Source organism: Bradyrhizobium sp., from assembly GCF_016213215.1.
In the GTDB taxonomy this organism is placed as follows: Bacteria; Pseudomonadota; Alphaproteobacteria; order Rhizobiales; family Xanthobacteraceae; genus Bradyrhizobium.
The window spans coordinates 19,634-42,337 of sequence record NZ_JACRAW010000115.1 but is presented as its reverse complement, the minus strand read 5'-3'; the positions used below and the strand labels follow the sequence as shown (position 1 = coordinate 42,337).

The window sequence follows — 22,704 nt, the reverse complement described above, 5'->3', positions numbered from 1 at the left end:
GGCGGCCTCAAGGTCGCGGCGGTCAAGGCGCCGGGCTGCGGCGACCGCCGCAAGGCCCTGCGGGAGGCCATCGCGATCCTGACCGGCGGCCAGCTCATCTCCGACGAACTCGGCATCAAGCTTGAAGGCGTCACGCTCAACATGCTCGGCCGCACCCGCAAGGTCGTGATCGACAAGGAGAACACCACGATCGTCAACGGCGCCGGCAAGAAGAAGGACATCGAGGCGCGCGTCGCGCAGATCAAGGCGCAGATCGAGGAGACCACCTCCGACTACGACCGCGAGAAGCTGCAGGAACGGCTGGCCAAGCTCGCCGGCGGCGTGGCGGTGATCCGTGTCGGCGGCGCCACCGAGATCGAGGTCAAGGAGAAGAAGGATCGCGTTGATGACGCGCTCAACGCCACCCGCGCCGCGGTGCAGGAAGGCATCGTGCCCGGCGGCGGCGTGGCGCTGCTGCGGGCCAAGCGTGCGGTCGGCCGCATCCACAACGAGAACGCCGACGTCCAGGCCGGCATCAACATCGTGCTGAAGGCGCTGGAAGCGCCGGTGCGCCAGATCTCCGAGAACGCCGGGCTTGAAGGCTCGGTGGTGGTCGGCAAGATCCTGGAGAACAAGTCGGAGACGTTCGGCTTCGATGCGCAGTCCGAGCAATATGTCGACATGGTCGAGAAGGGGATCATCGACCCGGCCAAGGTGGTGCGTACCGCCCTGCAGGACGCCTCCTCCGTCGCCGGTCTGCTCGTGACCACCGAGGCGATGGTCGCCGAGCTGCCGAAGAAGGAAGCCGCGCCGGCCATGCCGTCCGGTGGCGGAATGGGCGGCATGGGTTTCTGACCCGGTCTGCTCGCTCCATTTCGACAAGAAGGCCGCCTTCGGGCGGCCTTTATTTTTGCGCAAGCCGCCGTGCTTTCCGATTCAAGTGCCGCCGAAAAGGCACTAGGTTGGCGCCGATTCTGCCCGTTCAAGGAAGGTACCGATGCGCGCGCTTCTGTTCTGCCTGGCGGCCCTGGTGGCGGCTTTGCCAAGTTCCGCTCCCGCCCAGATCAAGGCTTCGCCCAAGGCTGCACCGCCGACCACGGAGACCCGCTATTTCACCTCCATCGACGGATTGATGGAGGGCAACGCCGACGTGATCCTGAAAGAGACCCGGCAAGGAAAGACGCTCACCGCGGCGGTCCTCGACGTTTGCTACCCGCTCGACAAGGGTTCCGGACGCAAGGACCGCTTCGTCGCCAACCTGTCGGTCAGCGGCCAGACCCTTACCGGCAACACGCAGACCCTTGGCGAGAAATCGCCCGTCACGATCAAGCTGCAGCGCAAGCCGACCGGCGAGACGTTCGAATTCCGCGGCCAGATCACGATCGGCCGCACAGTGACCGAAGTGGCGTCCTCGGACAATTCCGACCTCAGCGAGAGGGAATTCCAGGAAAACCAGACCATTGACGACGGCATCACGCCGTCGCCGAAGGATTTCACCGAGGTCTCTCCCGAAGCGATCGGCGTCCGGATCAAGCTCGAGGCCGCAACCGAGCTCCTCAAGAGCCTGAAGGGGCAGGACGTCGAGGTGTCGCTGTCAAGCCTGCCCATCACGTGCGACGAGCTGCGCGCCGGCGAGCAGACCATCAATCTCACGACCGACCCGGAGCGCGCGGGCGCGCTGATCGCACGGCTCAAGTCGACGCCCGGCGTGGTCGCCGTCGGCTGGACCGCCGGCATCGTGGAGATCGATCGCGCGATCCGCTTTCCGGCGGCCGACTGGCGCGACGGCGACAACGTCAACAAGGACAAGCTCGCGAGTGTCGTCTCAGGCGTGCTGAGCAGGACGCTGGCGGCAAGTCCGGCCTCGTCCAGCTGGAATCCGACGACCGGAACGTTGAAGCTGACCTTCAAGCGGCCGAGCCAACTCTATCCGGCCCTGGGCCTTACCGACACAATCGAGGTCGCCGGGCTGGTGTCGACCGACAAGCCCGGCGCATCCGACCGCCTGATGTTGTGGATCGGAAGCCCCTCGATCACGACCGCGGACGAAGGCCCCGGCCCCAAGCTCAACCTGTCCGACGAAGCGACCGGCGAGGAAGAAGGCGAGCTGCCCGACGACAACGGTTCGGTCGAAGCGCTGGCCAGGGAATTGAATGGGCAGCGCTGGGACGCCGACAAGTCCGCTTGGAAATAGGCGCATCCCTGCGCCCGTCATCCCCCGCAAGAGCGGACGATCCGGTATTCCGGAGAAAAGGCAGAGAACGGAAAGGCCGCGGCGTACTGGATGCCCCGCATGCGCGGAGCATGACCAGGCGGTAGAGCTGTCAGTTCGTATTGATTCGGAAGCGCAGCGTCTTCGGGCCGATGAAGGAGACGAGAGTGCCCTGCCGCTTCCAGCTCGCAGTCTCGCTCAATGCCGCGACCAGATCGTCATCGGCCTGCGCCTTGGCCGGCGGACAGGCCCGGTCCTGCATCTGTCCGGGCATGAAGATCACGGTGTTGCCGGCAACCGAGAACTGGCCCTTGCCGCCCTTGCACCAGAGCTCCAGCACGACCTCGCCATTGTCTCCGATCTCAAGGTTCGGAATCCGTTTCGAGCCGGGCTGCGGCGCGGTCTCGAGGGACATCTCGGTCCCGAACGGAAACTCCTCCGCGGCCCGGACACTTTCGGCCAAAGACACCAGCAACACCGCAGCAGCGGCGAATGCGAACCACTTGCTCGAAACCATGCACACCCTCGATTTCTGACCGGACGCCCTTCTATAAGACGGCAAGGGGCTTGAACAGGTTCGCCGCGCAAGGCGCGCAACGGGATCATGTTGAATTTCCTGTCGCCCTCAAGGAGTCCTTGATCCTGATCTTTGGGAATGAGGGCGCCCGTTTTAGTCGGATGAGACCCATTCGGTCCGCATCATGCCCCAACAAAACAAAATCCCGCCAACGGATCGCTCGCGGGGATTTTCGTTGCGAAACGCGCCTCGTGGCTACTTCAGAACCATTTCCGTGAATGGATAGACACAGGCCTGTAGCGTCACCGGCACGCCGAGCATGATCGAGTGCAGAACAGGCGTTGATCATTTTGCCCGTCACGACGCCAGAGGAGGTGGAGAGTGGAAGTGGCTATGAGGGTTGCGGATACCCGCAAATCCAGCGGTTCCCAACCCGCTCACAAGCTCGCGAAGTCGAAGTGCCCGACCGTTGCGCCCGTGCTAGGGTCGATGACCGGGCCGGGACAAGTCGTCGCAGGCTGTGAGATTTGCAATCGTCTCGCCGCCCTTTTCCCGCTGTTGCCTCCGGCATTTGCGCCCACCCCGCAGGAGACCATTATCTGTGAAGAACTTCCGCGCGACGCTCGCGACCGTATGGCGTATCGCCATCCCCTATTTCCGATCGGAAGACAAACTGGCGGGCCGGACACTGCTTGCAGCCGTGATCGCGATCGAACTGTCCCTGGTCGCGATCGATGTCCTGGTCAACCAGTGGTACGCCCGCTTCTACAATGCGCTGCAGGAGCGCGCCTGGGACGCGTTCGTCTGGGAACTCGGCATCTTCACCGTCCTGGCGACGACTGCCGTCGTGCTGGCCGTCTATCAGCTCTACCTCAACCAATGGCTCCAGATCCGCTGGCGGCGCTGGCTGACCATCCACTACCTCGGTGAGTGGCTCGACGGCGCCAATCATTACCGGATGCAGCTCAGCGGCGATGCCGCCGACAACCCGGATCAGCGCATCACCGAGGACGTGAAGATGTTCGTTGAGCAGACGCTGGGCATCTTCATCGGCCTGCTCAGCTCGATCGTAACGCTCGCCTCGTTCGTCGTCATCCTGTGGGGCCTCTCCAACGCGGCGCCCCTCCACCTGTTCGGCGGTGAACTCGAGATCCCCGGCTACCTGGTCTGGGGCGCGCTGATCTATGCGATCTTCGGCACCGCCCTGACGCACTGGATCGGCTCGCCGCTGGTCAATCTCGACTTCCACCAGCAGCGCTTTGAGGCCGACTTTCGCTTCAATCTGGTCCGGGTGCGCGAGAACTCCGAGCAGATCGCCCTGCTCAAAGGCGAGAGCGCCGAGCGCGAGCGGCTGCTCGATCGCTTCGGCCGCGTGGTCGGCAACTGGTACGCCATCATGAGCCGGACCAAGCGCGTCACAGCGTTCACGGCGAGCTACGCGCAGGCCGCCGTGATCTTTCCCTTCGTGCTGGTGGCGCCGGCCTATTTTGCGGGCAAGATCCAGCTCGGCGGCATGATGCAGACCGCCTCCGCCTTCGGCAGCGTGCAAAAGGCGCTGTCCTTCTTCGTTACCATCTACCGCTCGCTGGCGGAATGGCGCGCGGTGGTGGCGCGGCTCGACGGTTTCGAGCAGTCGATCGGCAGCGCCGCGAGGCTGCAGCAAAGCGACGAGGCGATCGAAGTGCTGACTCCGGAAGGCCACGACGAGATCGGACTCGAACAGCTCCTCGTCAAGCTGCCGAACGGCGCGCCGCTGGTGGCCGCGAGCGGTTTCAGGATTTCCACCGGCGAGCGGCTGCTGGTGACCGGGCCGTCGGGTGCCGGCAAATCCACCCTATTCCGCGCCATCGCCGGGATCTGGCCCTTCGGCACCGGGACGATCTCGATCCCGAAGCAGACCACGCTGATGATGCTGCCGCAGCGGCCGTATTTTCCGGTCGGCCGGCTGGCGGACGCCATCATGTACCCCGCCCGGAGCGGCGAGTTCGGCCCGGAGCGCATCCGCGACGTATTGACGGCAGTCGGGCTGCCCCGGTTCGCGGAGCGGCTGGAAGAGGAGGCGCACTGGAACCGAATGCTGTCGCTCGGCGAGCAGCAGCGGTTGGGGCTTGCACGGGCGCTGCTGCATGCGCCGGATTTCCTGTTCCTCGACGAGGCGACGGCCTCGCTGGACGAACCCTCCGAGGCGAAGCTCTATCGGTTGCTGGAAGAGAAACTGCCCTTCACCACAATCGTCTCGATCGGCCATCGCTCGACGCTGGAGGCGTTCCACAACCGCGATGCGGTCCTGACACACGATGGCGAGGTCTTCGTGCTCCAGGCCCGCAGTGAGCCGGCGATCCCCGCCGAACAAAGCGGGGCCGGCTAGAGATCGACAGATACGAACTCACCAGCCGTTATCGGGTGGAAAGCGTGTCGGCGCGGTGTCGATGTTTCTCCTCATGGTGAGGAGGGCGCCGTCTCGAACCATGAGGTGCGGCTGCCGCCTCGGGGCCTCATCCTTTTGAGACGCGCTCCTTCGGAGCGCTCCTCAGGACGAGGAGCTAAAGCCGATGACGTGGGACTGATTTGATCCGCGCCGCTGAACGCCTGCTGGAGCGCCGGCAAGCGCGTTCACGTCTCGAACCAACGCCCAAAACGAAAGGGGCGGCAGATCGCTCTGCCGCCCCTCAGGTAATTCCGGATCAGACCTTACTTCAGGTTGGTGACCGCCGTCAGGTCGACCGAGAGCTTGGCGATGCCGGCCGCGCCGCACCAGTTGGAGCCAACGCCCGTTGGATTGATCGGCGTCACGTTGGTACCGCTAGACGCGGTGATGTTGCCGCGCGCGGCAAAGTCGCTGGTGAACGCGTTGCAATCGCCCTTGGACAGGTCGGTGTCGGAGTAACGCAGATCCAGCGTGAACACCTTGTAGGTGAAGCCGATGCCGATGTTCCAGGTGTTGTAGTCGGCGTAATCAATGCCGTTCGGGAATGCAGCGACACCGTAGAAGCTGTCCGACGTTCCGAGCCACTGACGGCCGAACTCACCGGACACATACATGCCGACGCCGCTCGAACCGAAGACCGTGCTCGGCGCGGTGAACTTGGCGGTGATCGAGGAGTAGTTGCCCCAGGCGCCGGAGTTGAGGAAGCTCGGCGTATAGTACTCGTTCAGGCCGATCGCCCAGTTGTCGTTGATGGTGTAGGTCATCTTGCCATACACCTCGAAGAAGTTCAGGTTCTTCTTGATCACGTTGGTGTTGAGCAGCGCCTTCTCGGCGCACTCGGCGCCCTGGAAGTTGCCCGCAAAGTCGATTCCGGGGGCGCCGTAATAGCAGGTGCCGCCTGGATACAGATAGCCCCACACACCGATGTCGAACGCGAAAGCGCCGAAGGTCGGACGAATACCGCCGTAGATGTCGATCTCGGCCGCGGCGCGGTTCGGGAACGAAATGCTCTCACCGGCAACACCGATATAGAGCTGCAGGTCCTTGGTGACGTTGTAGCGCGGCTCGAAATAGGCGGCGACCGACGGCTTGTGGTTGGACTGGGTGATGCCGCGGAAGACGTAGTCGCTCATGATGGCGCTGCCGAAGGCGATATCCCACGGATCAAATGCCGGCGCCGGAGGAGCCTTGTAGGCCTTGACCGGCATATCCGCCGCCAGAGCCGAACCTGTTACCATTGCCAGCGCCGTTGCCAGCAGAGCGACTTTCTTCATGAGGATCCCCATCACCGTTCTTGATGTCGGTCCGATCCCGGCCCCCCGGGCATGCGACCGACTGCAACCAATGTTCTTACTCGGGCCAATTTGTTACGCGGCCCCGGACTCCGGAAGCAAAAAACTCGTGCATCTGCCGACTTTTTGGGCGTTGCGGCCGTTTTGCGACAGGTTGTTCGCGTGTGTTGCATTAACACCACATCTTTTGGCGAACCGGACGGCAGCAAATCCCGTGGCAATACGGGCCGGCAAGCGTTGTAATGCGGTGCCGGGCGCCGCCGCGAATCAATCGGCGCCGCGCTGTTCGCACATGGAAAAGGCCGCAGCGATGCTGCTGCGGCCTTATCAAGTCCCATAACGAGTGGTGAGACGGGGCCGGGATTCCTGACCCGCCTCCACTCGGGGCTAACTTGGAGTCTACCCCTGGCCTTCGCTCGTCGGCGAGGAGCCGTCACCGCCCCATGAGTTTGAAGACGGGGTCGCCCAACTCGCTTCGGATGACGCCTCGGGAGCCGGAGCTTCTGTCGAGACCTCGGGCTTCGGGGCAGGCGCCGCTTTTCTCTTCGCTGCGCGCTTCTTCGGTGCGGCCTTCTTCGCTACCTTTTTCGCTGCCTTTTTCGGCGCGGCAGCCTTCCTGGCGGATTTCCTCGCCGACTTCTTGGCGGACTTCTTCGCCGACTTCTTGGCTGCCTTCTTGCCTGCCTTCCTGGCAGACTTCTTCTTCGCCGCTACGACCCTTTTAGCCTTCTTGGCATTTTTAGCCTTTTTGGCCTTCTTGCTCTTCTTCGCTTTCGCCATTGTGAACCTCCTGTTGCCGCCGAACGATGTCCATCGGGCGATTCCAGAGTCACTCGAGGCGTGAGGCCAGTGGACTAACTTGATCCTGGCCGCGGACCGCCCGTCGCCCAATCGAGAAGCTCAATCGTGTGCACAACCGGAACTGATGTGCCGCTGGCAATCTGCACCATGCAGCCGATATTGCCCGCAGCGATCATGTCCGGTTTGACGCTTGCGATATTGGCGACCTTGCGATCGCGCAATTTGCTCGCAAGGTCGGGCTGGAGAATGTTGTAGGTCCCCGCCGAACCGCAACACAAATGGCTCTCCGGCACATCTTTCACTACGAATCCGTTCTTGGAAAGCAATTCTTTCGGCAGCTGCGTGATTTTCTGCCCATGCTGCAGCGAACAGGCCGAGTGATAAGCGACCACAACGTTGGTCGTTTGCACGGGGCGCAGCTCGAGACCAGCGACATATTCGCTGACGTCCTTTGCGAGCGCGGACACCTTTGCTGCGTCCTCGGAGAAGTTGCGATCCTCACGCAAGAGATAGCCGTAATCCTTGATGACCGTGCCGCAGCCGGACGTCGTGACCAGGATGGCATCAAGGCCGCCCCGCGCCGCCTCGGCGCACCATGCCGTCACGTTGGCCCGCGCCCGAGCCAACGCGTCATCTTCGCGACCGAGATGATGGGTCAAAGCACCGCAGCACTGCTCGTCCCTGACCAGCACAACCTCGACGCCATGGCGGGTCAGAAGGTTGATGGCGGCCTGGTTGATCCGGGGAGCCAGCACCTGCTGCGCACAGCCCTGCAACAGAGCGATCCGCCCGCGCTTTGGCCCGATGGCGGGGAAAACCGTGCCGGCGGCCGGCCCGGGCGACGGCAGGCTGCGTGGCGCCAGCGCCAGCATTGCCCTGATCCGCCGCAGGAGGGTCGGGGTTGAGGAGGGCCCCTTCGGCGCCGGCAGCACGGCCAGTATCGGCCGGCCGAAGCGCGCCAACATCATGCCGGCGCGGAATCGCTTCGGATCCGGCAGGATGTGCCCCAGCACCGCACGCAGCATGCGCTCCGTTACCGGTCTGCGATAGTTTCGTTCGATCCTGACCCGCGCCTGATCGACCAGATGCATGTAGTGCACGCCCGACGGACAGGTGGTCATGCACGCAAGGCACGACAGGCAGCGGTCGATGTGCTTGACGACGTCCTCGGTTGGCGGCTGGTCCTTCTCCAGCATTTCCTTGATCAGGTAGATGCGGCCGCGGGGGCTGTCGAGCTCGTCTCCGAGCAGCACGTAGGTCGGACAGGTCGCGGTACAGAAGCCGCAATGCACGCAGGCGCGCAGGATCTTGTCGGCCTCGGCAATGTCGGGATCGGCGAGCTGGGCCAGGCTGAACTCGGTCTTCATGGCACGCCGCTCCGGCTCAGCCTGCCGCGATTGAAGATGGTCTTGGGATCGAAGCTGGCGCGCACGCGCTCGCTCAAGCCGGCAATACCGGAAGGCTGCGGGTGGAAGACAGCCACGTTGCGGCGGACCTCGTCGGAGGCGCGAATCAGGGTGGCGTGGCCGCCAACCGCCTCGGCCCGCTCTCGGACCAGGGCGGCGTGCGCATCCGCCTTCGGCGGCAGGGCCGCCCAGATCAGGCCGCCGCCCCAATCGTAAATCACGTCGCCACCGGTCTCCCGTGCGAGCTGCTGGCCGACAGTCCCGCCGATGGCGGGAGGACAGACGATCCGCCACACCGGCCAGGCCCCGAGCGCCGCGCCCGCCGCAAAGGGCCGCACGTCGCGGATGACGCTCCAGAGCTCGGCCGAAGCCGCATCTTCGACGACCCGGGCAGCTCCGAACGGGGCCAGCAATTGCACCAGCGAAGCGGCCCGGCTGGCGGCGGAGGCCGTGATCCCCTCGAGCCGGAGCAGCGTGATCGCCGCCTCGTGCGAGAGCCACTCGGCTGGCCCCTCGGTCCCGGCGCGGAAGGCCGAGCTCGGCAGGTGGGCTGCGGCGGACACGTCGAAGGGCGAGCCCAGCGCCGCCGTCATGGCCTTGTTCGCCGAGACGTCGTCCAGACCTTGCAGCACCAGGGTGCGTTCGCTTTCCGGCTTTGGCATGACCTTCAACGTCACCTCGGTCATCACCGCGAGCGTTCCCCATGAGCCGGTCAGCAGCTTGCAGAGATCGTAGCCGGTGACGTTCTTCACCACCTTGCCGCCGGTCTTGAAGCTGTCGCCGAAGCCGGACACGGCGTGGGCGCCCAACAGGTGGTCGCGCGCTCCACCCGACTTGATGCGGCGCGGCCCCGCCAATCCTGCGCCGATCATGCCGCCGATGGTACCGACCTCGGGCGTGCCGAGGAGCGCGGCCGTGTTCATCGGCTCGAAGGCGAACTGCTGACCCTTGGAATCGATCAACGACATCACGTCGGCGAGCGGCGCGCCGGCCTCGGCCGTGATGATGAGCTCGTTGGGCTCGTAAGAGGTGACCGCGTTCAGCGCCGATACGTCGAGCACCGCGTTGGTCCCCATCGGCTGGCCGATCTGGCGCTTGCTGCCATGGCCAATGATCTCAAGCGGCTGCTCGCTGGCAATCGCCGCGCGCACCGCCTGCTCGACATCCCTGGCGTCGCGTACTTTGAGAATATCCACCTGCCAGCGGGTAGCGAAATTTGCGTCCGAAATCAAATTGAGCGACCCGCTGTCCTGCCCCTCCGCCGGTTGAGGCCAGACCGTTTCACCGCCTCCCGACCTTCGCTTGAGAGCCCCATGGAACCGCGCGGCCGGTCCCCTTCTTGTCTTTCCGGCCCCGAGCACATCAACTTGCCAGATACGAGAGCTCCCGTTCAGGACGGGCCGAAAGGACAAGAGATGTTTTCCGTGATCTTCGAGTTTCGTCCGAAAGCGGAAAAGAAGGACGAATATCTCGGCCTTGCCCACCGATTGAGGCCCATTCTTCAAACGATGGACGGCTTCGTCGACAACGAACGTTTCGAGAGCGCGCTGCGGCCGGGATGGCTGCTGTCGCATTCGAGCTGGCGCGACGAAAAATCCCTGGTGCGGTGGCGCACCAACGCCGAGCATTGCGCGGTCCAGGCCAGGGGACGATCGGAGATTTTCGACGACTACCATCTGCGCGTCGGCGAGCAGATCGCCGACAGTGACCCGCCGCCGCACGCCGCCATTGGCCAAAGCCGCTTCGACGAGACCGAAATCGGCAGCGCCAAGATCGTGACGTTCACCGAAGTCGCTCCGATCGAGGCGAGCGCGTTGACCGCCGATCGCCTGCCAGCCGAGCTTGGGCTCGACCTCAATCAGGGCGCGCTTGCCGGCTATGACATCTGGGCCAGCATCTATCATGAGGGCAATCTGGCCGTTCTGGTCGGCTGGAAAGATGCGAAGTCGGCCGAGGCCTTTGCGCCAAGGAAGACCGACGCCATCGACAAGCTGCGCCACCGCAAGGTCCGCATCCTGCGCGACTACGGGCGGTTCGACCGGCGCGAGGCGCCGCAGTTCTATCCCGACATCACGGACGCGAGGGCCGCGCCCCCCTAGCCGGCCCGGTCAGGCGGTCAGAACCTCGGGATATCCGGGAATGCGAGCTTGCCCGCGTGAACGTGCATGCGGCCGAGCTCGGCGCAGCGGTGCAGCGTCGGGAATACCTTGCCGGGATTGAGCAGGCCCTGCGCGTCGAACGCACATTTCAGCCGCTGCTGCTGGTTGAGATCGATCTCGCTGAACATCTCCGGCATGAGATCGCGCTTCTCGATGCCGACGCCATGTTCACCGGTGAGCACGCCGCCGAGTTCCACGCAGCAGCGCAGAATGTCGGCTCCGAACGCTTCCGCGCGCTCCATCTCGCCGGGCTTGTTGGCATCGTAGAGAATCAGGGGATGCAGGTTGCCGTCCCCGGCGTGAAAAACGTTGGCGCAGGCGAGCTGGTACTTTTCCGAGAGCTGGCGGATGCGCGCCAATGCCTTCGGCAGCATGCCGCGCGGGATGGTGCCGTCCATGCAGAGGTAGTCGGGCGAGATGCGCCCGACGGCCGGAAAAGCCGCCTTGCGGCCGGCCCAGAACAGGTTTCGCTCGGCCTCGGACGTCGAGATCTGGCACGTCGTCGAGCCGCAGCCGCGCGCGATCGCTTCGACCCGCTTGATCAGTTCGTCGACTTCGACGGAAGGGCCATCGAGCTCGATGATCAGGAGCGCCTCGACGTCGAGCGGATAGCCGGCATGGACGAAGGCCTCCGCGGCGTGGATGGCGGGCTTGTCCATCATCTCCATGCCGCCGGGGATGATGCCGGCGCCGATGATCTGCGCCACGCACTCACCGGCCGCCTCGACCTCGGCGAACCCCACCATCAGGGCCCGCGCCGTCTCCGGCTTCTGCAGGATGCGCACGGTGATCTCGGTGATGACGCCGAGCAGGCCTTCGGAACCGGTGATGATGCCCATCAGGTCATAGCCGGCGTTCTCCGCCGACTTGCCGCCGATCCGAAGCACCTCGCCCGTCACCAGGACGATTTCGCAGCCCAGCACGTTGTTGGTGGTCATGCCGTACTTCAGGCAATGAACGCCGCCGGAATTCTCCGCAACGTTGCCGCCGATCGAACAGGCGATCTGCGAGGACGGATCGGGCGCGTAGTAGAAGCCGGCATGCGCCACCGCCTGGCTGATGGCGAGATTGGTGACCCCGGGCTCCGTCACCACCACGCGGTTGTCGAAATCGATTTCACGGATGCGCTTGAACTTGCCAAGTCCCAGCAGCACGCCGTCCGCAAGCGGCAGGGCGCCGCCCGACAACGACGTTCCCGAGCCGCGGGGCACCACCTTGATGCCCTGCTCGAAGCAGTATTTCAGGACGCGCGACACCTGCTCGGTCGTATCGGGGAGCACCACGACCATCGGCACCTGCCGATATGCCGTCAGGCCGTCGGTCTCATAGGCGCGCATCTCCTTGTTGCTGTCGATCACGCCTTCGCCGGGGACGATGGCGCGCAGCGCGGCAACGATCTCGTCCCGGCGCGCCAGGACGGCTTCATCGGGCGCGGGCATCATGATCGCCATATGCAGAAGTCTCCCCGGGATTCTGACCCACTCGAATTGCACCACGGATCGAGCACGTCCAAGCGTTGTCGCTGGACAGCCTTGGAGCAGCATCGGACTACAACATAGCTCATCTCCGACGTCGTCGACATCGGTAATCCTTGAACTTTGTTTGGACTTGTGGGTCCGGGGAGACCCATGCCAAGAACCGCGGGGCCAACGTTCCGGAATCACACGAGCCATTCTCATGAACAAGTTCAGCTTCTGCGCCCTCATCCTCTTCGGCTCGTGCGTGGCCGCTCGCCCGGTCGTGGCGCAGGACGTCGCGGCCGGCAAAACGTCGTTCAACAAATGCGTGGCCTGTCACGCGGTCGGCGAAGGCGCGAGGACCAGGGTCGGACCGCAGCTCAACGGACTCGACGGTCGCAAGTCCGGCACCGCGCCGGGCTTCTCCTATTCGGACGCGAACAGGAATTCCGGCATTACCTGGAACGAAGCCGAATTCAGGGAATACATGAAGGATCCGAGGTTGAAGGTTCCGGGCAACAAGATGGCCTTCGCCGGCATCAAGAGCGAGAAAGAGATCATGGATCTCTGGGCCTTTCTCTTCCAGTTCGACGGCGACGGAAAGATCAAGAAGTAATCTCGGACCGCGCGCGGGAGACGCGCTATCTATTGCAGCCCCGGCCGACCACGACGCCTTCGATCATCGACTCGATCTCGGATCTGACGAGATCAGGTACGGCGTTCTGCACCATGTGACCAAGTTCGGGCCGCACGACCAGCCGCGCATGAGGGACGGCCGCGGCAAAACGGCGCGCGTGGATATTGGTTGACACGGTCTTGTCGGCCTCGCCTGCGATGATCACGGTCGGCGCCGCGATCTCGCGGTAACGGGGCGCCTGCTCCGCGACGGCTTCCTTCAGCGTCACGAGATCATACGCGTTGGCGATGAACTCGCGCGGGCGCAACAGCAGCGGCGTTGCCGAGTCCCTTACGAAGCCGTCCGGCATGGTCTGGGGCAGAAACACGCCGCGGGCGCCCGGCCCGGTGAGGAAGTAGCCGAGCGGCAGGGTGATGGTGTAGGCGAGCAGCGGGCCGATGACCGGCCTCGCGATCATGGAATTGTATCGTCCGACGCCGCCGCGCCAGGGGTGAGTGACCGGCGCAAGCATCACGAGACCGGCGACGCGCCGCGGATAATCCAGCGCCATGCGCGTGCCGAGCGCGCCGCTCCATGAATGAACCACGAACAAGGCACGATCGATGCCGAGCTTGCCGAGCATTTCATCGATCATGCGAGCCTGGATCGCCGGCGTCGAATCCTGGCGCCTTGCCCGCGTGCTCCAGCCATGGCCCGGACGATCGATCAGGATCACGCGCCTCGTTGCAGCAAGGAGGTCGCCGAGCGGCCGCCGCATCACCTCGAGGTTGGAGCTTGCGCCGTGGAGCATGACGATGGGCGGCCCGGCATCCCGTGGGCCGATATCGACCATGTGAAGCGTGGCGCCTTCGACTTCGATCATGCGGCCTTGCGCAGGATGCCGGCGCTCAACCACCCGAACACCGAGTTGCGTGATCACGACGAGCAGCGCGAGCGCCGTCACGGCAAGGATTGCGATCATGGAGATGATCCGGGCAATGAAGGCACGCGCGAATTACGAATGTACCGACTGGGGCTCCCGCACGGAAGCCGGCATCAGCATCAAGGTACCAGCGCGCGCTCAATCTTCAGCGCCGGGCGGCAGCATCCGAGCCTCGGTTGGACTGCGGTCTGCTGGCCACTCCCAACACGAAAACTTTAGCTGTGGATATCAAGCCTGCCGCAACGAACCGAAACATCAGTGGAATCAACGAACTCCTCAGTCGATGAAACTGGAAACGGCCCACCTTCATCCAGCCGTCAGGTTCCTACTCCATATTATCGCCATCGTCAGTTTCGCCATGATGGGGAGAAGGCGCCGGTACCTTCCACGTAATCCACAGGAACGCGGGAAGAACCTGCTCATTGTTAAGTTTTGTACAGGAGGCTTGTATGAGTTCCAGATCAAGCGACGCGGCGATCGATGAGATCGTGGAAAGCTGCAGCGGCGACCTGCGCGGTGCGGTGCGGGCGCTTCTCTTGGTCAACGAGCGCCTGGAGGCTGAACTTGCCGAACTTTATGCGGCCGCGGCTCACCAAAGCCTCACCGAACGCGGCGGCAACGTTCTGCACTAGCCGACACCCGCTCCTTCGCGCCTGTTTCTGCGTGGGTGTCCGGCTCTGATGAGCGCCCGCTTCTCGTCTGAACGCCGACAGGCTCACATCAACGTCCGCTGAACCGTCTTGCCGCCCTCACTTGTCGGCGGAATTGCCATCGGCCGCCGGCTCGTCTTTGGTGTCGTCCTTGGGGCACGCGCCTATCGTCGAGCGGGCGAGCTTGGCGTCGTCCTTCGACGTGTACGGACCGTCCCCGAACCAGATATCGCCAAAAATGACCGGGTTGCTGGTTACGATGTCGCATGTGTTGGTGGCGCGGTTGCCGACAACCCAGTAATTGTCGGCCGAGAACGCGGCCGCTTCTAGGACCATCAAGGTCGCACCGGCGAGTATCAAACGCCGCATCGCTTTGCTCCTACCGCGTAGTGAAATGCAGGTAAGTGTCGGGCGCGGAAACCGCACCCGGCCGCGAGCGAGCATATACGCTGGAGGTTAATTTTAGTGCGGCCGGATCGATCAATTACGATCATTGCCCGCACCACACCCGGCACGGAATTCCGCAACATACGCACAGCTCCCGCGCAAAGCTCGTACGCTAGATGTCGCGGCCCTCAACCTTCTCGCTCAAGCTCCTGACCAGTTCCGGCACCTTTTCGAGGTGCGGATTGACGGCGAGCGCCTTGCGGAAGGCATCCAGGGCGCGCTTGTCCTGACCAAGCTCCTGCATGATCATGCCAAGGCCGGCCAGCGCACCGAAATGACGGGGCTCCCGCAACAGCACCTGCTCGATATCGGCCAGCGACCGCATGTAATCGTTCTTCAGGTAGTAGAGCGTGGCGCGCCGATTCCACGCCTCGATGTAGTCGGGCCGTAGCTTGACGATTGCGTCGAGCAGTTTCATGGCGACGTCGGCCTGGTGCGCGTCCATGGCCGTCTTGGCCCGCGTCATCAACAGTGCGGCGGTATCGCTGGACGTCTGCAGCCAGACCGCCCAGATCCGGGCCTCGACATGCTTGGCGCTGGCCTGGTCCGGCGCGGCCTTCAGCGCCCCGAACAGGAAATCGAGGTTCTTGCCGCGCTCGACCTTCGGCAGCTTGCTGGGAGCTTCCGGCAACCGCTTCTGCTTGGGCGAAAGGGCGTGCGGGTCGTCCTGCGCAAAGGCTGCGGCCGGCACCGCGATCATCAACGCGGCGAGAAGCACGGTGTGCCGGAGGTTGCGCACGTCAGGGATTCTCAACTCCATACGAGGACTCTAAACGCAGCAAGCCGCCCTTGCAAAGCAAGGACGGCGTCAAAGACCTGTGAAGCGGAGTTTCGCGTTCGGGAACGCGCCGGTCAGCCCTGCCGCGCCTTGAACCGACGCTGCACCTTGTTGATGACGTAGACCCGGCCCTTACGACGGACCAGACGGTTGGCGCGGTGGCGGCCACGCAGCGATTTCAGCGAGTTACGGACCTTCATGAGAGAATCCTAAAGCTTCGAAAGGCCGTGTTCGGCACTACCGTGACGGGCGCGCGAATATGGCAAAATGGGATTTCCCGCCGACGGACCGATCCGCCCGGGACGGGGCGGTTTCTAAGCCATGGAGAGGCCGACTGTCAATGCAACCGGCTGTGCCGGGGCTTCCCGGGGCAGCTCGTCGGAGCCAGGCCCGCCTGCCCGGGAACCCGACTTCAGGCCTCTCCATTGCCAAATTCGTTATATAGTATAATCAATTCGCCAGAACCAAGCCTCCCCCGGGGAAACGAACAATGGCCAAACTGAAGCTGCCCAACATCGACGACGTCGTCGCAATCGACATCCACACCCATGCCGAGGAGCCCTGCGGCTGTCATCCTGACGACGGCTACGACGATTTCCAGGCGCGGATGGCCGAGTATTTCAAGTCGCCGAACAAGCATCCGCCGACCGTGCCGGAGACCGCCGCCTACTACCGCTCGAAGAATATCGCCGCCGTGATCTTCCCGGTCGATGCCGAGCGGGAGACCGGTTTCCGCCGCTACAACAATTACGAGATGCTGGAGGTCGCCTCAGAGCATCTCGACGTCCTCATCCCCTTCGTCAGCATCGATCCCCACAAGGGCAAGCTCGGGGTGCGCGAGGCGAAGAAGCTGATGGAGGAATACGGCGTCCGCGGCTTCAAATTCCACCCCACCATGCAAGGTTTCTACGCCAACGATCGCCTCGCCTATCCGCTCTATGAGGCGATCAGCGACGGCGGCGCGATTGCGCTGTTCCACACCGGGCAGACGGGCGTGGGCAGCGGCATGCCCGGCGGAATGGGTATGCGGCTGAAATATTCCAATCCCATGTACATGGACGACGTGGCGGCGGATTTCCCAGACCTGAAGATCATCCTCGCCCACCCGTCCTTCCCCTGGCAGGAAGAGGCACTGTCGGTCGCGACCCACAAGCCGAACGTCTACATCGACCTGTCCGGCTGGTCGCCGAAGTATTTTCCGCCGATCCTCGTGCGCTACATCAACTCCATCCTGCAGGACAAGATGCTGTTCGGCTCGGACTGGCCGGTGATCACGCCCGACCGGTGGCTGGCCGATTTCGCCAAGATCGAGATCCGCGAGGAGATCAGGCCCAAGGTACTGAAAGCGAACGCGCGGAAGATTTTGGGCATCTAGCGGAGTATCTTCGCGGCGACGCGAGGTGGTCCGTGACAAACTTCGCCAACGTTGCCGCCCTCCTAGCCGCGCTCCTGCCTGGAGGCGCGGTTGTGAACGCCGCGGCCGAGCCGCCCGCGGCGCTTGTCGAACTCGAAAGTCCGCTGGCCAGCCCGCAGCCGCTGCAGGGCTATCTGCGACTGCCCGGCGGCCCGGGCCCCTCGCCTGCTGTCGTGCTGCTGCATGGCTGCAGCGGCAATTGGCGGCAGCTCGACGAGCGCTGGGGCGGGCGGCTCGCGGCCTGGGGTTATGTAACGCTGACCGTCGACAGGTTCGGTCCGCGGGGACTCTCCAGCACCTGCACCGCCGGCCCGCCGGCCGCGATGCTTCACGACGCCTATCGCGCGCTGAGTTTCCTGACCGGACAATCACCGGTCGACCCTGCCCGGGTTGCAGTGATGGGATTTTCCCAGGACGCGTGGCTGGCGCTGTTCTCGGTCGAGCGCGGCGTCATCGAACGCAGTGCGACGGAAAAATTTCGTGCGGCGATCGCCTTCTACCCGCCTTGCCGCGGCTTCAAGGACGACATGACGGTGCCAACCCTGATCCTGGTCGGCGAGTTCGACGACTGGACACCCGCGAGAGAGTGCCGCAACCTGGTCGAGGGCCGCGACGATTGGGGAATCTCGCGCGAGAAGGGCAAGGGTATTCCGATCGAGCTCATCGTCTATCCCGGCGCGTATCACGGCTTTGACATGCCCCAGTACAGGACGCCGGCGCGGCTTCTTGGCCGTCATCTCGAATTCAATCAGGTCGCGGCGGATCAATCGGTCGACGCGGTCAGAAAATTCCTGTATGCGACGATCGGCGGAAAAGAGAAATCACCGTGACCCTCAAAGCCGTTGTGTTCGACGCCTACGGTACGCTCTACGACATTCAGTCGGTCGCTGATGTCACCGAGGACGCGTTTCCCGGCTACGGCGAGATCATCACGCAGGTCTGGCGCATCAAGCAGCTCGAATACAGCTGGCTGCGTTCGTTGATGCGCCGCTACCAGGATTTTTCCGTGGTGACGCGCGAGTCGCTCGCCTACACGCTGCGGGTGCTCGGGCTGAACTACGAGAAAGATGTGTTCGAGAGCATCATCGACAAATATCTGCATCTCGATCTCTATCCGGATGCGCCGGCCGCGCTTGCGGCGCTGAAGCCGCGGCGGCTGGCCATCCTGTCCAACGGCAGCCCGGAGATGCTGAATGCGCTGGTGCGCAACAGCGGGCTCGACCGCGTGCTCGATGCCACGATCAGCGTCGACGCGAACAAGATCTTCAAGCCGAGCCCCGAGGCCTACACGCTGATCGAACAGGAGCTCGGCACCCCGCCGGACCAGGTCCTTTTCATCTCCTCCAATCCGTGGGACGCCTGCGGCGCCAAGGCCTTCGGCCTGAACGTCGCCTGGATCGAGCGCGTCACGCCGGAAGCGATGGCGCTCGCCTGCGTCGAGAGCGACCTCGTGCCGCCGCTCACGATGTTCAAGGCGCTGAGGACCCAGATGGACGAGCTTGGCCTCGAGCCGGACTACCGCATTCGCTCACTATCGGAACTGCCTGACATTGTTGCCAGCCTATGAGCCTTGAGTCCGTTCGCGCGTTCTTCGCCGCGAAAGCCCCCGACATCGCCGTGATCGAATCGCCGATAAGCTCGGCAACGGTGGCGCTAGCCGCCGAAGCCTATGGCGTCGAGCCGGGACGGATCGCCAAGACGCTCTCCTTGCGCGTCGGCGAGCGCGTGGTGCTGATCGTTGCGAGCGGAACCTCGCGGATGGACAACAGGAAGGTGAAAGCCCTGTTCGGCGTGAAGCCGAAGATGCTCTCGCTCGACGAGGTCGCCGACATCACCGGTCACGAGGTCGGCGGCGTCTGCCCGTTCGGACTGAGGAGCCCGCTTCCGGTCTATTGCGACCTCTCGCTGAAGGCGTTCGACGAGGTGGTGCCGGCCGCCGGCTCAACCCACAGCGCCGTGCGTATCGCGCCGCAGCGAATGGCCGAGCTGGTCTCGGCCGATTGGGTCGATCTCTGCGAACACCGGCCCTGAGGGCGAAGCGATCTAGTACTCCTCATCATCATAGTAGGGCGGCGGCGGCCCAGGCCGCATGGCATAGGGCGGCGGCGCAGGCACTGCGTATGGCCGCGCCCGTACCATCCGGCCGTTTGGACCCCGAACCGGCGCAACGACGTCGGATTGGAATACGGCCCGACAGCCCGGAGAGAGCTGCGGTGTATTCTGCTGCAGGCAGGCGACGATGCCGTTCACATTCGGAATCTGGTGGCCGCACAGGCGCCAGACGTCGGGCGTACAGGCCATCTGCTGTTCGGCCGTGCCGCGATATTCCTGCGCTGATGCCGGGCCCTGAATGATCAAGCCGCCGATCGACAGCGCAAGGCTCAGCGCAATCCGCTGTGTTCGCATGCTGGGGCCCTCCCAAAACAAAATGAGTGGCCGATGAAGGAAGTTGGTCAATCAATGAGGCAGAGGAAGGTTCTTACGCGCAACAAAACGTGAAGTGATCCATGCCGGGCGTGGAAGCTGGCGGCTATTCCACCCGGCCGATCTTCTTCACCGCCGCGATCAGCCGGGCGCTGTCTTCGGCGACGAACTTCGAGAATTCCGGCGCGTCCAGATAGGCGACCGGGCTGCCCGCGCTCTCGAAGGTCTTGATGACCTCGGGTGCCTTCACAGCCTGTGCCATCGCTTCGCGCAGCCGAGTCATGATCGGCGCGGGCACCGCGGCCTGCGCGAATAGTCCCGCCCAGATGTAGAACTCGACGTCTTTGTAGCCGAGTTCCCCGAATGTCGGCAGATCCGGAAAACTCGCGATGCGGGTGGAGCCCCAGTTGGCCAGCACGCGCATCTTGCCCTCATCGACCTGCTGCTTCAGCGTGCCCGGCGCCGAGGCCAGCGCCTGCACCGTCCCACCAAGCAGCGCGGTCAGCGCCGGACCGGCGCCGCGGAACGGCACGTGCAGCAGTTTGATGCCGGCGCTCGCGGTGAACATTTCCATCGCGACGTGCAGCGTGCCGTATGGACCGGACGAACCATAGGGAATCTGGCCGGGACGTTTCCTGGCGTCCTCGACGAAATCCTGCAACGTCTTCCATGGCGCCGAGGCGGGCACCGCGAGCAGCGTCGGATCGGCGAGCACGCGCGCTACCGGCGCGAACTGCGAGACTTCATACGCCACGGGACGGCCGAACAATCGATCCGCCTCCGGCAGCACCGCCAGCGACGACAACGTCATCAGCAGCGTGTATCCGTCGGGCGCAGCACGCGCCGCCGCCGCATTGCCGATCGAGCCGCCGCCACCGCCGGCACGATTGTCCACGATGACCGGCTTGCCAAGGATGCGCTCGAGCGCCAGCGCCACGGGACGGGCGGCGAGATCGGCCTGCCCGCCTGCGGGAAACGGCACGATCATGGTGATGTTGCGAGAGGGATAGGCGTCTTGCGCGAGGGCTTCACCGGGGAATGGGGCGCGCGCCAGCGGCAGGATCGCGGCAGCGCGCAAGAGGTTGCGGCGGTTTATCACAGGCGCCTCCGAGGTGTTTTATTGTCTTGATCAGCAGCCTAGCTTGTTCGGCCATCCGCACGAAAGATCTCTTTGCGCGCATCCACGTGTTGGCCTGCCGGTGGAAGATTCCGGCTTTTGCCCTGCGGCATCGAGACATAAGCAGTTGCTGCTTGTGGCGGTGGGCACGCTTCAGCAGCCCACCCTACGAACTTTTGTTTTAGCGGGTTCAACACCCATCCACGCTAGCGCTTCTTTCCCTTCGCGAATTGCGTTGTGAGAAATTCCACCAGCACCTCGACGCGCGCGGGTCGCGGGCCGCCGGGCGGCATCACCAGATGCACCGCGCCCTCGGGTTGCTTCCAGCCCTTGAGGATCACCTCGACCTCGCCGCGCGCGATGGCGTCGCCGACGATGAACTCCGGCAGATCGGCAATCCCGAGTCCGGCGAGTAACGCCGGCATGACAGCTTCGCCGTTGTTGGCGCGCAACTGCCCGCCAGGACGTACGCTGGCCTGCTCGCCCGCCGCATTGGTGTACTGCCAGACGTTGGGCGTGGAGAGATAGGCGTAGCCGAAGCACTTGTGCTGGGCCAGATGCATCGGATGGGTCGGCCGGCCGTAGCGCTTCAGGTAGGAAGGCGCGGCGACCGTATAGCGGGGCATGGCGCAGAGGCGTCGCGCGATGAGCGAGGAATCCGGCAGGCGCGCTATCCGCAAGGCAAGATCAAAGCCCTCGCCGATCAGGTCGATGGTCGCATCGCTCAGGTGGAGGTCGATCGACACTTCCGGATATTCCTTGAGGAATTGCGGCAGGAGCGGCGCCACCGTCTTCACGCCGAAGGTCATCGGCATCGCGAGCCGCACCAGGCCGCGCGGCGCAACCGATTGCGCCAGCGTCTCGTTCTCCGCCGCCTCGCCGTCGGCGAGGAGGCGCGTCGCCCGTTCGGCGAGCCTTTGGCCGGCGTCGGTGAGCGCAAGACGCCGCGAGGTGCGGTTGAACAGCCGCGCGCCGAGCCGCTCTTCCAGCCGGGTCACTGCCTTGGAAACGGTCGCTTTGGAGATCGCCAGTTCGCCTGCGGCCGCCGCAAACGACCGCAATTCCACGACTTTTGCAAAGATCGCGAGCGCCTCGAAGTCGGGAAGCCTGGCCATGCGCGAAATCCAGTTTCTCACTTTTGGAAACAATATGTTTCGATAGTTTCTATTTTTATACCAGGCGCGAGTGCTTATCCAGAGGGCAACGAAAGGGGTTTAAGCATGATCGAACTCAGACCATTCGCAAGGCTCGGCAGCGCCGATCACGGCTGGCTCAAGGCCAAGCATCATTTCTCGTTCGCCGGCTATTTCGACCCTGACAACATGGGACACGGCTCGTTGCGGGTGTGGAATGACGACGAGATCGCGCCCAACACCGGCTTTCCGGCCCATCCCCATGCCAACATGGAGATCATCACCTACGTCCGCGAAGGCGCGATCACGCACCAGGACAGCCTCGGCAACAAGGGACGCACCGAGGCCGGCGACGTCCAGGTGATGAGCGCAGGGACCGGCATTCGCCACTCCGAATACAATCTGGAGCCGACGACGACAAAGATCTTCCAGATCTGGATCGAGCCGGTTGCGCCCGGCGGCCAGCCGACCTGGGGATCGAAGCCGTTTCCGAAAGCCGATCGCTCCGGCAAGCTCATCACCATCGCAAGCGGCATCGAGGGCGATAGCGAGGCCCTGCCGATCCGTGCCGACGCGCGCGTGCTGGCGACGACCCTGAAGGCGGGCGAAAGCGCGGAATACGCCCCGGCCAGATCGCGCCATCTCTATCTCGTGCCGGCCGCAGGCAGCCTCGAGGTCAACGGCGTGCGCGTGAATGCGCGTGACGGCGCAGCGATCCGGGACGAAGCCAAGCTCAAGATCACCGCGCTGGAAGATTCGGAACTGGTGCTGGTCGACGCGGCCTGATCGCAACCTTTGTGATCCCCGGGCAGAAGCGCAAAGCCCGTCTTTGCGTGATGCCGCGGCATTCACGACTTCCCAAAAATTCGGAACCGCTGATGGCCGGAAACACAGTCCGGCCATGACGGCCGAAACTATTTCGAACAGTTCA

Annotated in this window: 24 protein-coding genes; 11 read left to right on the top strand and 13 right to left on the bottom strand. The window is 63.9% G+C overall.

Features of this window, described 5'->3' with window-relative positions:
- Window positions 1-834: chaperonin GroEL (gene groEL / locus HY852_RS20190; protein ID WP_291606574.1), on the top strand; the 834-nt coding region annotated here is incomplete at its 5' end.
- A gap of 142 nt (window positions 835-976) precedes the next feature.
- Window positions 977-2,173, top strand: coding sequence for a hypothetical protein (locus HY852_RS20185; protein ID WP_291606573.1), 1,197 nt, complete (start codon window positions 977-979; stop codon window positions 2,171-2,173).
- A gap of 130 nt (window positions 2,174-2,303) precedes the next feature.
- Here the strand turns inward: HY852_RS20185 and HY852_RS20180 are convergent, their stop codons facing one another.
- On the bottom strand, window positions 2,304-2,708 hold the full coding sequence (locus HY852_RS20180) for an META domain-containing protein (protein ID WP_291606572.1): 405 nt from the start codon (window positions 2,706-2,708) through the stop codon (window positions 2,304-2,306).
- Window positions 2,709-3,309: 601 nt separating this feature from the next.
- Here HY852_RS20180 and HY852_RS20175 point away from each other — a divergent pair.
- Window positions 3,310-5,076: an ABC transporter ATP-binding protein/permease gene (locus tag HY852_RS20175; protein ID WP_291606571.1), complete on the top strand. Its 1,767-nt coding sequence runs from the start codon at window positions 3,310-3,312 to the stop codon at window positions 5,074-5,076.
- Window positions 5,077-5,399: 323 nt separating this feature from the next.
- Here HY852_RS20175 and HY852_RS20170 read toward each other — a convergent pair whose 3' ends face one another.
- The 4 genes from HY852_RS20170 to HY852_RS20155 form a co-directional block, all read right to left on the bottom strand.
- Window positions 5,400-6,410 (bottom strand): TorF family putative porin, encoded by a 1,011-nt coding sequence (locus HY852_RS20170; protein ID WP_291606570.1) that lies wholly within the window; start codon window positions 6,408-6,410, stop codon window positions 5,400-5,402.
- Window positions 6,411-6,827: 417 nt separating this feature from the next.
- Window positions 6,828-7,208: a histone gene (locus HY852_RS20165; RefSeq protein WP_291606569.1), complete on the bottom strand. Its 381-nt coding sequence runs from the start codon at window positions 7,206-7,208 to the stop codon at window positions 6,828-6,830.
- 74 nt (window positions 7,209-7,282) lie between these two features.
- Window positions 7,283-8,596 carry a glycolate oxidase subunit GlcF gene (glcF, locus tag HY852_RS20160; protein WP_291606568.1) on the bottom strand — a complete coding sequence of 438 codons (1,314 nt, stop codon included), beginning with the start codon at window positions 8,594-8,596 and terminating at the stop codon, window positions 7,283-7,285.
- The gene (locus HY852_RS20155; protein WP_291606567.1) at window positions 8,593-9,831 is read right to left on the bottom strand and encodes an FAD-binding protein; all 1,239 of its coding nucleotides are present in this window, start codon (window positions 9,829-9,831) and stop codon (window positions 8,593-8,595) included. The genes glcF and HY852_RS20155 overlap by 4 nt, the downstream gene beginning before the upstream one ends.
- 219 nt (window positions 9,832-10,050) lie before the next feature.
- Here HY852_RS20155 and HY852_RS20150 point away from each other — a divergent pair, with 219 nt between their 5' ends.
- Window positions 10,051-10,734 (top strand): antibiotic biosynthesis monooxygenase, encoded by a 684-nt coding sequence (locus HY852_RS20150; RefSeq protein WP_291606565.1) that lies wholly within the window; start codon window positions 10,051-10,053, stop codon window positions 10,732-10,734.
- 17 nt (window positions 10,735-10,751) lie between these two features.
- Here the strand turns inward: HY852_RS20150 and HY852_RS20145 are convergent, their stop codons facing one another.
- A complete protein-coding gene (locus HY852_RS20145; protein ID WP_291606564.1) occupies window positions 10,752-12,245 on the bottom strand; it encodes an FAD-linked oxidase C-terminal domain-containing protein in 1,494 nt (497 codons plus the stop codon).
- Between the two features lie 226 nt (window positions 12,246-12,471).
- On the opposite strand from HY852_RS20145, the gene HY852_RS20140 reads away from it, so the two are divergent.
- On the top strand, window positions 12,472-12,867 hold the full coding sequence (locus HY852_RS20140) for a cytochrome c family protein (protein WP_291606563.1): 396 nt from the start codon (window positions 12,472-12,474) through the stop codon (window positions 12,865-12,867).
- 25 nt (window positions 12,868-12,892) lie between these two features.
- Here the strand turns inward: HY852_RS20140 and HY852_RS20135 are convergent, their stop codons facing one another.
- A complete protein-coding gene (locus tag HY852_RS20135) occupies window positions 12,893-13,849 on the bottom strand; it encodes an alpha/beta hydrolase (RefSeq protein WP_291606562.1) in 957 nt (318 codons plus the stop codon).
- Window positions 13,850-14,259: 410 nt separating this feature from the next.
- Between HY852_RS20135 and HY852_RS20130 the strand changes: the two genes are divergently transcribed.
- Window positions 14,260-14,442 (top strand): hypothetical protein, encoded by a 183-nt coding sequence (locus HY852_RS20130; protein ID WP_291606561.1) that lies wholly within the window; start codon window positions 14,260-14,262, stop codon window positions 14,440-14,442.
- 117 nt (window positions 14,443-14,559) lie between these two features.
- Here the strand turns inward: HY852_RS20130 and HY852_RS20125 are convergent, their stop codons facing one another.
- The 3 genes from HY852_RS20125 to ykgO form a co-directional block, all read right to left on the bottom strand.
- The gene (locus HY852_RS20125; protein ID WP_291606560.1) at window positions 14,560-14,829 is read right to left on the bottom strand and encodes a hypothetical protein; all 270 of its coding nucleotides are present in this window, start codon (window positions 14,827-14,829) and stop codon (window positions 14,560-14,562) included.
- Window positions 14,830-15,019: 190 nt separating this feature from the next.
- The gene (locus HY852_RS20120; RefSeq protein ID WP_291606579.1) at window positions 15,020-15,607 is read right to left on the bottom strand and encodes a hypothetical protein; all 588 of its coding nucleotides are present in this window, start codon (window positions 15,605-15,607) and stop codon (window positions 15,020-15,022) included.
- A 152-nt stretch (window positions 15,608-15,759) separates the two neighbouring features.
- Window positions 15,760-15,885: a type B 50S ribosomal protein L36 gene (ykgO, locus tag HY852_RS20115; protein ID WP_006611362.1), complete on the bottom strand. Its 126-nt coding sequence runs from the start codon at window positions 15,883-15,885 to the stop codon at window positions 15,760-15,762.
- Between the two features lie 290 nt (window positions 15,886-16,175).
- On the opposite strand from ykgO, the gene HY852_RS20110 reads away from it, so the two are divergent.
- Genes HY852_RS20110 through HY852_RS20095 form a run of 4 tightly spaced genes read left to right on the top strand, consistent with a single transcriptional unit; the run spans window position 16,176 to window position 19,130 of the window.
- Entirely contained in the window at window positions 16,176-17,060 is an 885-nt protein-coding gene (locus tag HY852_RS20110) for an amidohydrolase family protein (RefSeq protein ID WP_291606552.1), read from the top strand.
- A gap of 32 nt (window positions 17,061-17,092) precedes the next feature.
- On the top strand, window positions 17,093-17,929 hold the full coding sequence (locus HY852_RS20105; RefSeq protein ID WP_291606551.1) for a dienelactone hydrolase family protein: 837 nt from the start codon (window positions 17,093-17,095) through the stop codon (window positions 17,927-17,929).
- Window positions 17,926-18,666: a haloacid dehalogenase type II gene (locus tag HY852_RS20100; RefSeq protein ID WP_291606549.1), complete on the top strand. Its 741-nt coding sequence runs from the start codon at window positions 17,926-17,928 to the stop codon at window positions 18,664-18,666. The genes HY852_RS20105 and HY852_RS20100 overlap by 4 nt, the downstream gene beginning before the upstream one ends.
- Window positions 18,663-19,130 (top strand): YbaK/EbsC family protein, encoded by a 468-nt coding sequence (locus HY852_RS20095; RefSeq protein WP_291606548.1) that lies wholly within the window; start codon window positions 18,663-18,665, stop codon window positions 19,128-19,130. Before HY852_RS20100 ends, HY852_RS20095 begins: the two co-directional genes overlap by 4 nt.
- A gap of 12 nt (window positions 19,131-19,142) precedes the next feature.
- Here the strand turns inward: HY852_RS20095 and HY852_RS20090 are convergent, their stop codons facing one another.
- The 3 genes from HY852_RS20090 to HY852_RS20080 all read right to left on the bottom strand — a co-directional run bounded on the left by HY852_RS20090 (window position 19,143) and on the right by HY852_RS20080 (window position 21,755).
- Window positions 19,143-19,505, bottom strand: coding sequence for a hypothetical protein (locus tag HY852_RS20090; protein ID WP_291606547.1), 363 nt, complete (start codon window positions 19,503-19,505; stop codon window positions 19,143-19,145).
- 124 nt (window positions 19,506-19,629) lie between these two features.
- Window positions 19,630-20,619: a tripartite tricarboxylate transporter substrate binding protein gene (locus tag HY852_RS20085; protein ID WP_291606578.1), complete on the bottom strand. Its 990-nt coding sequence runs from the start codon at window positions 20,617-20,619 to the stop codon at window positions 19,630-19,632.
- A gap of 227 nt (window positions 20,620-20,846) precedes the next feature.
- Window positions 20,847-21,755, bottom strand: a complete 909-nt coding sequence (locus tag HY852_RS20080) for a LysR family transcriptional regulator (protein WP_291606546.1) — start codon at window positions 21,753-21,755, stop codon at window positions 20,847-20,849.
- A gap of 105 nt (window positions 21,756-21,860) precedes the next feature.
- Here HY852_RS20080 and HY852_RS20075 point away from each other — a divergent pair, with 105 nt between their 5' ends.
- On the top strand, window positions 21,861-22,559 hold the full coding sequence (locus HY852_RS20075; protein ID WP_291606545.1) for a pirin family protein: 699 nt from the start codon (window positions 21,861-21,863) through the stop codon (window positions 22,557-22,559).
- Window positions 22,560-22,704 lie beyond the last annotated feature (145 nt).